Annotated in this window: 8 protein-coding genes; 3 read left to right on the top strand and 5 right to left on the bottom strand. The window is 67.1% G+C overall.

Annotation, left to right across the window (positions count from 1 at the left end; genetic code table 11):
- Positions 1–26: 26 nt before the first annotated feature.
- Positions 27–2,642, bottom strand: a complete 2,616-nt coding sequence (locus KDB89_RS09945; RefSeq protein WP_255556434.1) for a UvrD-helicase domain-containing protein — start codon at positions 2,640–2,642, stop codon at positions 27–29.
- Positions 2,643–2,874: 232 nt separating this feature from the next.
- On the opposite strand from KDB89_RS09945, the gene KDB89_RS09940 reads away from it, so the two are divergent.
- Together KDB89_RS09940 and KDB89_RS09935 are read left to right on the top strand one after the other, a co-directional pair.
- A complete protein-coding gene (locus tag KDB89_RS09940) occupies positions 2,875–4,089 on the top strand; it encodes an HNH endonuclease signature motif containing protein (RefSeq protein ID WP_219080657.1) in 1,215 nt (404 codons plus the stop codon).
- Between the two features lie 119 nt (positions 4,090–4,208).
- Positions 4,209–5,417: a Fic family protein gene (locus KDB89_RS09935; protein ID WP_219080655.1), complete on the top strand. Its 1,209-nt coding sequence runs from the start codon at positions 4,209–4,211 to the stop codon at positions 5,415–5,417.
- Between the two features lie 65 nt (positions 5,418–5,482).
- Here KDB89_RS09935 and KDB89_RS09930 read toward each other — a convergent pair whose 3' ends face one another.
- The 3 genes from KDB89_RS09930 to KDB89_RS09920 all read right to left on the bottom strand — a co-directional run bounded on the left by KDB89_RS09930 (position 5,483) and on the right by KDB89_RS09920 (position 12,229).
- A complete protein-coding gene (locus KDB89_RS09930; RefSeq protein WP_219080653.1) occupies positions 5,483–8,992 on the bottom strand; it encodes a DUF4020 domain-containing protein in 3,510 nt (1,169 codons plus the stop codon).
- Positions 8,993–9,264: 272 nt separating this feature from the next.
- Positions 9,265–10,686, bottom strand: coding sequence for a type I glutamate--ammonia ligase (gene glnA, locus KDB89_RS09925; protein WP_219080651.1), 1,422 nt, complete (start codon positions 10,684–10,686; stop codon positions 9,265–9,267).
- 175 nt (positions 10,687–10,861) lie between these two features.
- Positions 10,862–12,229, bottom strand: coding sequence for a dicarboxylate/amino acid:cation symporter (locus KDB89_RS09920; protein ID WP_219080649.1), 1,368 nt, complete (start codon positions 12,227–12,229; stop codon positions 10,862–10,864).
- A 185-nt stretch (positions 12,230–12,414) separates the two neighbouring features.
- Between KDB89_RS09920 and KDB89_RS09915 the strand changes: the two genes are divergently transcribed.
- On the top strand, positions 12,415–12,846 hold the full coding sequence (locus KDB89_RS09915; RefSeq protein ID WP_255555873.1) for an RDD family protein: 432 nt from the start codon (positions 12,415–12,417) through the stop codon (positions 12,844–12,846).
- 3 nt (positions 12,847–12,849) lie between these two features.
- Here KDB89_RS09915 and KDB89_RS09910 read toward each other — a convergent pair whose 3' ends face one another.
- Positions 12,850–13,986, bottom strand: coding sequence for an AAA family ATPase (locus KDB89_RS09910; protein WP_219080647.1), 1,137 nt, complete (start codon positions 13,984–13,986; stop codon positions 12,850–12,852).
- Positions 13,987–14,012: the final 26 nt, after the last annotated feature.

Below are 14,012 nucleotides of genomic sequence, written 5' to 3'. Positions count from 1 at the left end.
GGTGCGCTCTCCGGTGGTCGAGGCAGCTAGAGCCTGGCCGTGGCCCTGCACTTCGGGAACCTGCTGCAGCCGAGGAACAGGCCATGCCGGCTCTTCCGCTGGACCATGGTTCCTTCGCCGCAGGTCGGACAGACCCGGACCGCATGCACGTCGGCGGCGGGGCTCTTCACGACGACGCCCGGGTCCTGGAGGAGTTCCACCACGAACGGCGACTCAAGACCTGCCACCGAGAAGATGGTGACGCCCCGCCGGGCCCGCGTCAGTGCCACGTAGAAGAGGCGCCTCTCCTCCGAGTGGGGGAAGCCATCGTCGCCGGACATCGCGAGCGTGAGGATCGGGTCGTCGGCGATCCCGCTGGGGAAGCCGAATGTCCCGGTGGTGAGGTTCGGCAGGACGACGAAGTCGGCCTCCAGCCCCTTCGACGCGTGGATCGTACGGAAGGTGAGGCGCAGGTCCGGGTAGCTGCCGCGGCGGAGGAGGTCGCGTTCGAATCGGTAGCGGCCGAGCACGTCGACGCTGCTGCCAGGCGCGGACTCGGAGAGCTCGGTGAGATGCTCGGCGATGGCGGCGGGGATGGCCTCCCTGTTCGGAAGGCGCACCACGGTCACGGGCGGTCCGCCGGGCCCGCGCGAGGCGCGGACCGACTTGCGCAACTGACTCGGGTTGCGCGCTACGAACCGGCTGGCCACGTCGGCGATCGTCTGGGTGCAGCGGAACGTCGTCTCCAGCCGACACGTCACGGCCGGCCCGAAGAAGGCGTCGAAGCCGGTCATCACGGCGAGATCCGCCCCGGCGAAGCGGTTGATGGCCTGCCAGTCGTCGCCGACAGCGAGGAGGTGCTTGTCGGGGCCCGTGATGAGGGCCTTCGTCAGGCGGGCCCGCGCCCGGCTGGTGTCCTGGAACTCGTCGACCATGACGAGATCCCAGCGCCTCAGGTGAGGGTTCTGTTCGACGAGTTCCGCGGCCCGCAGGAGCATGTCGTCGAAGTCGACAGCCTCGATGGCTCGCAACTCGGCCTGCCACCGGTCGTGGACCTGCCAGTACAGGTCGAGGAAGAGCCTGGCGCGCGCCTGGCGACGCTTCGGGAGGTCGCGGATTCGATCCTCCAGGTCCGATCGGGTCCACGAGCCTGACTTCACGTGGGACATGAAGGTACGCACGAGGCGCGACAGCCGCTCGTGCTCCATCGGCGGGGCGCCGGGAATGGGTCGGTCGGGGTTCCAGTCGAGTTCCAGCCCGTGCCTCGTGAGATCCCGTTCCAGGGACTCGAACCCGCTGAGGTCCGCGATCTCATGCCACGTCGTCTCCACCAACGTCGTGCCGTACCGCTCGTGGATCCGTTTCTTCCACCGCATCGACTCCGCGTAGCCGGTGAAGCTCTCCGGGGGCGTGCCGTCGGCCCGCAGGGCCCAGTGCTCGTGCCACACCTGGACGGTGGGATAGAAGAAGTCCGGCCGGTACTGGGAGTGCTCCGCGTCCGTGACGTCGTGGGCGTAGCGGTGCTCGTACTCGTACTCGACGCCGTTGAGGAACAGCCAGTTCGCGATGAGCCGTTCGCCCTCGCTGCGGACGGTCTCGCCGCGGTAGGTCTCGAAACCCGTGAGCCTCGTGGCGCGGTCGTAGCTGTCGGGCTCGCCGCCGTCCGGCTCGTCGGCCATGTGGGGGTAGAGGAGCCGGAAGGTGTCCCACTTGTAGCGGAAGCCGGGGGAGGAGTCCCGCAGGGCGTCGACGATCTCGGAGATCTTCGCGACATCCTTACCGTTCTCCACCCACGGGGCGATGCGGGGCTTGCGTCCGGTCGCCTCGCCGATGATCGACAGTCCGAAGGAGTGGAAGGTGCTGGCGAGCACCCCGTCGGAGGAGATCCCGAGGGCATCGAGGCGCGTGGTGACCCGCTCCCGAAGTTCCTCGGCGGCGTCAGCGTTGAACGCGAGCATCAGAATGCGCTGCGCCGGCACGATGCCCCGCGTGACGGCGTAGGCCGCCCGGGCGACCATGACCGAGGTCTTCCCGGAGCCGGCGGCGGCGATGACCCGTACCCGGTTGTCGAACGAGACCACCGCTGAGGCCTGCTCTGCGGTCAGCGGGGACTTCTCGATCGTGTCGAAGAACGGCTTCCTCTCTCGCAGCTCTCGACGGAGGATCTCGTCGTTGGCCGCCGCGACTCGCGCCCAGTGATCCTCGTCGAGGAACGCGAGGGTCTCATGCTCCTGGAGTGAGAGGCGTGGCAGCAGGGCCTGTTGATCGGCTGGGTGTAGAGGAGCCAGGAGGACGTAGCGGGTCGGGAGACCGGAGAGGGCGGCCGCGGCGGCGTCGTGGGGGATCCAGCGCTGCGCGCGCACGTGGTCGTCGATCAACTGGAGGAAGGCCGCCCGGCGCGAGACTGCGAGCGGAAGCTGGTCTCCGAGCCTGCCGCGGCGGGTCACCTCGTCGATGGCGGCCTGGACCGCGGGCGCGGCGGCGCGGGGGAGTCCCCTCAGTCGCGTGCGGCCGTCCACGACGAGTGCCGTCCGGATGAAGCCGCGACGTAAGGTGAGCCGGGTCGCCTCGAGGCCGATGAACTGGGAGAAGGTGTCGCCGACGGCCAACGACAACCTGTCGATGTCGTGCCAGAGTTTCCATCCGCCTCTGCCGACCCACATTCTGTGCACGGAGCCATCCTGCCGGTTATCCGGAACCTGTGGGGCATTGGGCCAAGTCAGTGGCGCAATGCTGGCGCGAATCGACCGTTTCCAGAGGGCCGAGTCGCCATTCTGCATAAGGGGTCAGATCTCTGTGCCCTACAGAGTCGCCTGTGGGAGATAGGCCGGACTTTGAACGCTTTTCGGAGGTGGGAACCCTTGTCCCTGGATTCGTGCGGGTGTACGATTAGGTATGGATTCGTTGGGGGACGCCGGGGCGGACGCGTGGGAGGTTGCCTCCCGTCGCGCGGGCGTGATCGCGGGGCAGGCGGCCCAGCTGAACGCGGATCTGGTGGATCTGATGGTCGAGGTGTTGGAGACCAACTGCTGGTCCGGTGGTGGGATCAAGTCTCCTGAGCATTGGCTGCAGTTGATGACGGCGGTCTCGCCTTCCCATGCCGCGGACATTGTGGCGGTGGCCCGGAGGAAGGGCGACTTTCCCGAGTTGGAGGCGCGCCTGGCGCGGGGGACGGTGAGTCTTGATCAGCTGGTCGTGGTGGCGCGTCATGTGCCCACGGAGTATGCGGAGTCGGTGACGGAGTTCGTGGAGGCCGCGACGGTGTCGCAGTTGCGGCGGGTGTTGCCGAAGTACCTGTTCGAGCCCGGCACGCCGGGGCCGGTGGAGGATCCTCCCGGACCCGAACGGCCGGTCGATGACGCGCCGAAGCTGCAGATGGGAGTGCGCGATGGGCGGTTCGTGTTGCGGTTCGACGCGAACCCGCTGGATGGGGCGCTGGTGGAGCAGGCCATCCGGGAGGCGAAGGATGCGCTGTTCACGGCCGGCGACACGGAGGCGACGCTGGCCGACGGCCTCGTCGAGACCGCGTCCCGGAGCCTGCATCAGGCTTCGCCGGCGTCTCGCAGGGAGCATTACCGGGTGCTGGTGCATCTGGATGCCGACGGTAACGGGTGGTTGAACAAGCGTGGCTCGTTGCCGTCGCGGCTGATGAAGAAGCTGACCTGTGACGGCGCGTTGAAGCCGGTGTGGACCCAGGATGCGAAGCCGGTCTCGGTGGGTCGGAGTATGCGGATCGTGCCGGAGCGGACGAGGCGGTTGATCGAGGATCGTGACGGGGGATGTCGGTTCCCCGGCTGCAATGTGAGCGGGTTCCTGGAGAATCATCACCTGTATCACTGGTCAGCGGGTGGTCCCACGGACATGGACACGCTGATCTCGTTGTGTCCCAGGCATCACCGGGAACACCATCAGGGCGAGTTCACCATCACCGGCAACCCCGGCTCCCCGGCCGGGCTGCGTTTCACGAACCGCCACGGGCTGCCCATCGAGCGTGACATCCCCGACGAGATCCCCCCACCCGGCCACCCGCCGCCCGACAAGCAGCCGGTCCGTGGCTGGATCATGGAGACAACCTCCATCAACTTCCGACCAACGCCAAAGACCGGGTGAGTGGAACTCTCCGCCTGTCAGATGGTGGAGATCCCTGTGTTCTTGTACCACTTTAGAGTTATAAAGTGGTGTACTGTGGGAATATGGACCGGGAGCGAGGTGATCTGCACTCTGCGTTCGTGGTCGGCTGGGAAGCCCATCCATGGCATCGCGAGTCGGATCATGGCGCCTCGCGTCGCCAACAACTCGCGGCTCGGGGACCGTATGAAGCGGCCGTGCCGGCCGCTATTGCCGGCGCCGGGGTCGTGGTCCCCAATGGCCTGCTGGCCGAGGCGGAGGACGCCGTCCAGGAGATCACCCGCTTCGACGCCGAGATCACGGCCTTCGCAGAACGGAGAGCCGCGACGGACGGCGACGACAACACGTCGGAGCTCGCGCCGCTGGCCTCCGTCCTCCTGCGCACCGAGTCGGCGTCGTCATCGGAGATCGAAGGCGTCACCGCTGGCGCTCGGGCCCTGGCTCTGGCAGCAATCGACGCCAAGGCAGGGCCGAACGCACAGCTGGTGACCGCGAACGTCGCCGCCATGCAGCGAGCCGTTGAGCTGGCTGACGACATCAGCGTCGAGGCCATCCTTGCAGCGCACCGTGCTCTTCACGGCAGTCAGGCTTACGCCGCGCCGGGCCAGCTGCGGGATCTGCAGGTGTGGATCGGCAGCAACGCGCTGAGTCCGCACACGGCTTCGTTCGTCCCGCCCCACCCGTCACGGGTCGCAGCGGCTCTCGACGACCTCATGGTGTTCGTTCAGCGCGTCGATCTGCCCGTGCTGGTGCAGGTCGCGCTGGCTCATGCACAGTTCGAGACGATCCATCCGTTCAACGACGGCAACGGTCGCACAGGGCGCACCCTTGTCCACGCGATGCTGCGCCACTCAGGCGTCACACGCACGCTCACGGTTCCCGTTTCAGCGGGCCTGCTGACCGACACCACCGGCTACTTCCGGGCGCTGACCGACTACCGCGAGGGATACATCGAGACGATCATCCGGCAGTTCGTCAACGCCTCCTTCCGCGCGATCAGCAATGGGCGGGAGCTCGTCGACGATCTCGAAAGGGTCTACGGCGCGTGGAGCGAGCAGCTCACGTCGCGTAGGGGATCGGCTGCGAGACGCCTGCTGCCGCATCTGCTGAGTCAGCCCGCGGTCACTGTGGCCCATGTGGAGGCGGTCACCGGCGTCGCGCTCTCGGCCGCGCAGCGGGCGATCGAGCAGCTGGAGGCGGCCGGGATCGTCACACGCACGAACGAGAACCGGCGCAACCGAGTCTGGATCGCGCCGGATGTCATCGAGGCGTTGGACGCCTTCGCGGAGCGCGTCGGACGTCGGGGGTAGCGCCTGGGACGCGGGTGGCTACGGGGCGAGCGGTGGAGGAAAGGGGGTGTCGGGGGAGGGGCGGACTACCAGTCGGCGGCATCGGTTGCGCCAAGCCGCATCGCCTCGTTGACCAGCTCTTTGAGATCGGGTTGAGGATCGCCTTCGCGAAGTCGAGACACAATCTCGTGGAGCCGATAGCCGATACCCCACGGCGGGCTGCTCGTGTTCTTGAGGAGGTGTGTCAGCAGTCGAGCCCATTCGCTTGCCTCAGCTGTCACATCGATGTCCGTGAGGAGGTCGAGGTGCCTGCCGCGTTGGTCGAGCCCTGCCGCGGAACGCAGCACAAGATCGATCGCCTGGCTCCGCACGCCGGGAAGCCCGACGACCCAATCGGCCGTCGAAGATGCCTCGGCGGCTGTGAAGGGCAGCGGCACAGACTGATTGCGGCCGGACCAGTACGCATAGATCCATCGGTCCCACTGGCCGGGTGCGTCCCTGGGGTCGAGCTCCGCCAAGGCACGCCCGACCTCTCGGGCCCAAGAGACTCTGAGATCCTCTGACGCTGAGCGAACGAAGCGCGTCAACCAGGTCGCTTGGTCAACAGGGGCGAACATCGCGATTGAAGTCAGATGCGTGGCGAGCTGACGGCGGAGGGCATTGGGCAACTCCTCGACGTGCGCCGAGGTCGCCACATAGGCGTCGAGCAATCCGGACTGGAGCAGACCGTCGTTCCACCGCCCCCATGCGAGGAAGCCCTGCCAGGCGGCCGAGGCCTCGGCTTCATCCTCCCAACCAAACAGGGGGAGTAGTCGTTCCTCACACCACTCACGGTCGGCCGCGAAGAAGAAGTGCAACCGTGAAGCGAGGAGGGTTCGCGCGAGGAGACCGTTGCGATCGGCGGCCGACACCATGACGTCTAGCTGTGCAGCAAGCCGCTCAGGGAGGCCCACCCAGGACGTCCCCTCCTGAGACCACTCCCACTGAACGACCTTCGTCCAGAACTCGGCAAGATCGCCTGCCGGGTGATCGAGTGCTTCAGTGAGGATGTCGGCTCCGCCGATGACTGCGCCATCGACGTCAGACGATGGCCAAAGGTCAGCGGCGAGGCGCTGAGCGTGTTCGAGCTGGTGCCACGGTGTCGGGTGTTCGGGGTCGCCGCCGTTCGACAGCATTGCGCATGCTGGCCGCCGAATCTCGTGGTGATCCCAGCTGGCGATGGTCGCCAATACACTCTCGATCAGCTCCGCATCGAGAGTCGCGGCGCCCCAGCCGTAGATCATTGACTCGCGGATGTCGCTGTCCTCAGCCTCCAAGACTCGAGCGAGTTCCGTGCCATCAGCGGGGTACGCCGTGACACAGGCTCGAACGGCGCGAAGCGCGCCGGTCCAGGAAGGCCCTCTATGGTTGTGTCTCTCCGTCTGGAACCCTCTGACGTGAGCGAGGGCTGCAGCTGGATCTTGGTCAATCAGATCGTGGAGTTCCGCCTCGGTGAACGGAAACGCATCCTCGACGACTCCGAATGATCCGAAGCTGTTGAGATCGGGGTGCTCCCTTCGGGCGTACTGGGGGTTCGCCGCCTGCGCTACCGCAAAGGCAGTCGTTGCGATCTGAAGATCGGGCGCGGAGTCTGCGAGCCAACCAAGGAGGTTGTAGCTCCGGTACTGCGCGTACTCATCGTCAGCGTCGCCAGGAGGGCCAGCGATAGCGTCGTCGACAAGCCTCTGGGCCACTTCGCTGCCAGAGGCCGGGAGTGTGTCTCGGATCAGCTGGAACACTTCGTGTTGTGGCAGGACGTCCCACAGAAGGTCTTGGCTGAGCATCCAGCTCAGCTTCGCATCGGGCCCAATGTCGGTGCGCACGCGCCACCCGTGCACGGCGAGGCGTTGAAGGATCGCATTGGGTGAGGATGCCCAGACCGCCAGGTAGGACTCTCCGAGCGGAATGGACTGGATGAGGGCAGCCTCTATCGAGTCACGCGCCGCGTCGATGAGGGCATCTACGGGGTCACGATGGCTGTCCTGCTCGTGGCGTTCGATGGCTGATCGCGAGAAGGAGACAGGATCGAAGGTTCTGTCAGGATTCGCGCTACGAAGGCTTCCATAGACACTCGAGATCTGCTGCGTTGTCAGGCTGAGGACCTCTGCGAAGTGTTCGTCGAGCACTGGTACGAATACCTTCGTCCAGTTGTCCGTGAGCCAGTGCTCATCGCCGCGAAGGGTCACCTCGAACCGAGGTTCGTCCGCGGGTCGGCCGAGGTCGAACGCTCGCCTCAGGAGTGGGCGGGTTCGATCCTCGAAGACCATGAGGGCGAGCTCGAAGTTGGTGGACCAGTCCTTGTCAACAAGCAGCATGTCGAGCAGGTCATGCTGATGGGTCGGGGCGTTCTGAAGGACAAGCAAGAGCCACGGATTGAGCCACTTCGGGAAGGTGCCGGTCAAGAAGCACAGCGCCTGCGCGATGGCGCACCACGTATCTGACGGCCAAGGCCGATCGCGGAACGCCCGCAGTGCCGACCCGGAGACTCCCTCCGAGAGGATGTACTGGTCGGCGATCCATCCCATGAGCGCGCGGGCCGTCGGTTCGCTGGCTGCGGCCTGCGAGAACAGGGCGAGGAAGGCCGGGCGGGCCTCCAACCAGGCGAACCACCGCCGGCTACGGTCTGCGTCATCGAACCTCGCCTTCTCGGCGAAGTACCTCACCCGCTCCGGGTGAGCGAGTGCAGCCTCGACATACGAGACTTCTTCCGGGATGGTGGGCGGTTCCGCGGAGAGGATCTCAGCAAGTCGTGCGCGATGCTCGACTTGCCCCATCGTCGCCAAGGTCCGCCATCGCTCGAGTGACTCGGGCAGGGCTAAATGGTCCCCGGAATCGTTCGGATACGTGATCGGTGTCAGACCTAGACGGCGCCACTCTGCGTTCTGTGCATCGTCGGTGAGCACGTATCGGCTCTGATCCGGTCCGAGGGAACGAGCCAAGTACTGCATCACGACGTCGCCGTGGCTGTAGCCGATGAAGACGATCGTGTACTTCGAGAACATCCTCTCGAGGAACCTGGCTACCCATGCCTCCCTGAGGTAGGCGTGTCCGAAGTCAGTGTCCGTAACGACGAGTCTGCGGCTGGGCTGCGACAACGACCCGTGGAGGTGAACAACTCCCTCGAAGTCATCGCCTAGCGGAAGGGCAGGAGCCTCGTAGACGTCCAGTGCTACGGAACTCGGGATTGCCGACGAGGTGAGATGCCGGTCGTAGTTGGTGGTGACTATTCGTGGGCTCGGATAGGAAACGGCGAGCCCCGTGATCGCATGGTGAAGGGCATTCGGCTGTGACCCGGGCCGATCAATCGCATTAGCCACCAGCAGATGTACGTCGTTGCCGTCGTCGTGAAGTCGGCCAAGAAACACATCGGGGTGGCGGAGCTCATCGTCCGTCGGCTCGCGCCCGACGAGGGCGCCAATACTGCGCACCAGTTGCACGAAGTCCGGCAGGTCGGCCGGATGCGCGCGTGACGCGCCGGCTCCCACGAAGAAGACAAGCTCGCCAGCCTCTGCAGCGTCGAGCACGGCCTGCGGCACATCGATGTCACCGATCCACATGGGTCAGGCTACGACGCTCGGCATTGCCGCCTTGTTGATGTGCTCGAGGGTGTCGATGATGACCGCTACGTCGGCGTCGTGGAAACCAAAGTCGGGTCCGGTGGGAGTATCACCAGTGATCACGGGCGCAACTCTAGTAGAGCCGGGCCTTGGGGATTGGGCCGGAGGCTGGGACTCGGTCGGCCTTCTGCCGCCCGCTCATCGGGCGACGCGAAAGGGCCCCTGACACTGCAAACATGCAGGTCAGGGGCCCTTCGGAGTTTCGGCGTCTGTCAGATCGCGTAGTAGAGCTCGAACTCGTGCGGGTGCGGGCGCATCGCGATGGCCTGGATCTCGGCGCGCTTCAGCTCGATCCACGTCTCGATGAGGTCGGGCGTGAACACGTCGCCGGCGAGCAGGAACTCGTGGTCGGCCTCGAGGGAGTCGAGGACGGCGCCGAGGCTGCCGGGGACGGTCGGGACCTGCGCGTGCTCCTCGGCGGGCAGCTCGTAGAGGTCCTTGTCGATCGGGGCCATGGGCTCGATGCGGTTCTGGATGCCGTCGATGCCGGCCAGCAGCATGGCCGCGAAGGCCAGGTACGGGTTGCTGGAGGGATCGGGGCAGCGGAACTCGATGCGCTTGGCCTTCGGGTTCGACCCGGTGATCGGGATGCGGATGCAGGCCGAGCGGTTGCGCTGCGAGTAGACCAGGTTGACCGGGGCCTCGAAGCCGGGGACCAGGCGGTGGTACGAGTTGACCGACGGGTTGGTGAACGCCAGGAGCGACGGGGCGTGCTTCAGCAGGCCACCGATGTAGTAGCGGGCCATGTCGGAGAGCCCGGCGTAGCCGTTCTCGTCGTAGAACAGCGGCTTGCCGCTGTCCCAGATCGACTGGTGGCAGTGCATGCCCGAGCCGTTGTCACCGAAGATCGGCTTCGGCATGAAGGTCGCGGTCTTGCCGGCGGCCCAGGCGGTGTTCTTGACGAGGTACTTGAACTTCATGACGTCGTCGGCGGCCTTGAGCAGCACGTCGAAGCGCCAGTTGATCTCGGCCTGGCCGGCGGTGCCGACCTCGTGGTGCGCACGCTCGACCTCGAGGCCTGCGGCCTCCATGTGGCGGACGATGTCGTCGCGCAGGTCGCCGAAGTGGTCGACGGGGGCCACGGGGAAGTAGCCACCCTTGTACTTGACCTTGTAACCGCGGTTGCCACCGTCCTCGACGCGGCCGGTGTTCCAGGCGCCGGCCTCGGAGTCGATGTGGTAGTAGGAGGAGTTCGACGAGGTGTCGAAGCGGATGTCGTCGAAGACGTAGAACTCGGCCTCGGGGGCGAAGAAGGCGGTGTCACCGATGCCGGTGGAGGCGAGGTACGCCATGGCCTTCTTGGCGATGTTGCGGGGATCGCGCGAGTAGGGCTCCTTCGTCAGCGGGTCGTGCACGAAGAAGTTGACGTTGAGGGTCTTCGACTTCCGGAAGGGGTCGACGTAGGCGGTGGTCGGGTCTGGGAACAGGGACATGTCCGACTCGTGGATCTTCTGGAAGCCCGTGATCGACGAACCGTCGAAGTTCAGGCCGTCCTCGAAGACCTCCGGGCCGAAGGAACCTGCGGGCACGGTGAAGTGCTGCATGACGCCGGGCAGGTCACAGAAGCGGACGTCGATGGTCTCGATGCCCTCTTCCTTGATGTAGGCCAGGAGGTCGTCTGCGCCTTGGAACATTGGTCATCCTCCGGATGTGTTGTGAACGTGGCTCCGACGCTAGACCCGATCGGTTGCCTTGCAGTGTCATGTCCATTACAGCGGCGTTACGCATCCCTGTGTCAGGCTGTGCCCCGAACGCGGCCGCGCCGCCGGCCCAGATCGGGCCGACGGCGCGGGTGACGGTGGATGCGCGTCAGACGGAGACCCCGTTGAACGACGGGTCGGCGTCGTAGACCGTCTCGTTCAGGATGCCTTCCCGCTTGGCGACGATCGTCGGAACGAGCGCCTGGCCGGTCACGTTCAGCGCGGTGCGGCCCATGTCGACGATCGGCTCGACGGCCAGCAGCAGGCCGACGCCCGCCAGCGGCAGGCCGAGCGTGGACAGCGTCAGCGTCAGCATCACCGTCGCGCCGGTGGTGCCCGCGGTGGCGGCGGACCCGATGACGGCGACGAACGCGATCAGCAGGTAGTGCGTCAGGTTCAGGTGCACGCCGTAGAACTGTGCGATGAAGATCGCGGCCAGCGCGGGGTAGACCGCGGCGCAGCCGTCCATCTTCGTGGTCGCGCCCAGCGGCACGGCGAACGACGAGTACTCACGCGGCACGCCGAGGTTGCGCTCCGTCACCTGCTGCGTGACGGGCATCACGCCCATGGACGAGCGGGTGATGAAGCCGAGAGACGTGACGGGCCAGACGTTGCGGAAGAACTGCCCGATGCCGAGCCCGTTGCTCCGCAGGACGATCGGGTAGACCACCAGCAGGACGATCAGCAGGCCGATGTAGAGGGCGACGACGAACACGCCCAGCGAGGCGAGCGAGCTCCAGCCGTACGTGACGACGGCCTTGCCGATCAGGGCGGCGGTGCCGATGGGGGCCAGCCGGATGATCCACCACAGCACCTTCTGCACGACGGCGAGCGCGGACTCGGCGAAGGAGACGAACGCGTCGGCCCTGGCGCCGACCTTCAGCGCCGCGATGCCGAGCGCGATAGAGATCAGCAGGATCTGCAGGATCGAGAAGCTGGGGGAGGCGGTGACGGCGTCGCCGGTGTCGGTGACGTTCACGGACAGGCCGAAGATGTTCGACGGCACGAGCCCGGTGAGGAACGCGGTCCAGTCGCCGACGCGACTGGGCTCGGCGGCCGCGTCGCCGGAGACGCCGGCGGTGAGCCACGGGCTGGACACCAGCCCGACGACGATGCCGACGATGACGGAGGCCAGCGCGGTGATGGCGAACCAGATCAGGGTCTGCACGGCGAGGCGGGCCGCGTTGGTGACCTCGCGCAGCCGGGCGACCGACGAGATGACGGCGGTGACCACCAGCGGGATGACAAGGACGGTCAGGAGCTTGACGTAGGCGCTGCCGACCTGGGTCAGAAGGCCGGTCAGCCAGTTGGGCTGGTCCTCGGAGACGGGGCCGATCGCCACGGCGATGAGGCCGAGGATCAGGCCGACGACCAGGCCGGCGACGATCTGGAACGCGAGGCCGGTGTAGAAGGGCTTCTTTCGCGGCGACTGCTCGGATGAGAGCGCGGCGGAAGCGCCGAGGGTGGTTGAAGACATGGATGTCCTAAGGCGTCGAAAAGGAAAAAGTGTGAGGGGTCGAGGAAACGGCTCAGCGACAACAGGTGGCGCTGGCCTGGCGACGAAGATCGACCCACGGCCTTCCGACGAGAAGGAGAATCACCCTGGCATCATGCACCATCCAGGCGGCATCGATGAAATCGGGCCGCTGGTAGGCTCGCCGCGTGACCCAGACGCACGAGGACCACGACCTCTACCCCGGCGAGTCGCTCGGACTCCCGCAGGCCGGCCGCGGGTCGCTCGCATCCTGGCTCGCCCGCGTCGGCGCGATGATCGGCGACTGGGCCGCCAGCATGGTCGTCGCGATCGCGCTGTTCGGCATGGACGTGATGACCGGCTCGGGCTGGAAGTCGTTCATGATCCTGGCCGTCTACTTCGTCCAGGCAAGCCTGCTCACGATCTTCGCCGGCGGGTCCTTCGGGCAGCTGATCGCGCGCATCGGCATCGTCCGCGTCGACGGCTCGCCGCTCGGCTGGTGGCGCCCCATCGTCCGCACCGCGCTGAAGTGCCTCGTCATCCCGGCGCTCGTGGTCGGGGCGGAGCGCCGCGCGATCACCGACCTGGTGCTCGGCACCGTCGTCGTCAACCGCCGCTGACGATCACCGGCGGCCCCACTCCCACGCGGGTCGGCTGAGCAGCCCCTGGCCGCCGACGACGGTCTCGCCGAGGTCCTTACCGAGCTCGACGAGCTCCAGGTCGCCCTCCGGCACCTCGTCGGTGAGCCGCTCGAGCAGCTCGGCCGAGTGCGTCACCACCACGACCTGCGTCGGCGCCGCGGCGATGAGCCTCGCCAGCGGCGCGATCAGCGACGGGTGAAGGCTCGTCTCCGGCTCGTTGAGCGCCATGAGCGGCGGCGGCGCGGGGGAGTAGAGCGCGGCCAGGTGCATGAGGTAGCGCAGGGTCCCGTCGGACAGCTCGGCGGCGCGCAGCGGGCGGAGCATCCCGGGCTGCTGCATCGCGAGGTCGAAAACCCCGTCGGAGACGTGGATGCTGAGCGTCGACCCGGGGAAGGCATCGGCGACGGCCTCCGCGAGCGGGGCCTTCCCGCGCTCGCGGATGGTCTGCAGGGCGGCCGCGACGTCGGCGCCGTCGGGGGCCAGCGCCCACGTGCGGGTGCCGACCTGCGGCTGCCGCGCCGGCGCGGCCGCGTCGATGCGCAGCGCGTCGTAGAAGCGCCACGCGGCCAGGTCGTCGCGCAGGGCGCGCAGCTCGGGCACGTCGGCCAGCATCGACGCGTGTGACGGAAGCCGCAGCCCCAGCTCCTCCCACGGCCCCTCGTCGCGGACCTCGATCCGGGGCCCCTTCCGCCGGGCAAGCATCGTGGAGGCCCGCATCACGGGCCCGGCCCAGGCGGCCTCGCGCTTGATCTCCGGGTCGCGCTCGAACGCGGAGGTCAGCGGCTGGGGGAGCCCGAGGTCGATCAGATACGAGTAACCGTCGGCGCCGATCCCGAGCCGGAGCGAGACGGGTCCGGACCGCGTCGTGCCCTGCGTCACTCCCGTGCGCCTGGCCCCGGCGAGCGACTCCGGCCCCGCCCACAGGACGGAGCAGAGCCCGCCCTCGCGGGCCAGCGACCCGATCGCGTCGCCCAGCGCGCACCCGGCGAGCAGGCGCAGCGCCCGGTACAGGCTCGACTTGCCCGCCCCGTTCGGCCCGGTCACCACGGTGACGCGCCCCAGCTTCACGGAGACGTCGCGGAGCGAGCGGTAGCCGGAGACGGCGAGGGTGCGGTACATGCCGACGACCCTACGGCCGGGGACCG

Source organism: Tessaracoccus palaemonis, assembly GCF_019316905.1.
Lineage (GTDB): Bacteria > Actinomycetota > Actinomycetes > Propionibacteriales > Propionibacteriaceae > Arachnia > Arachnia palaemonis.
The sequence above is the reverse complement of the archived record's forward strand: the minus strand, read 5'-3'. Positions and strand labels throughout refer to the sequence as shown.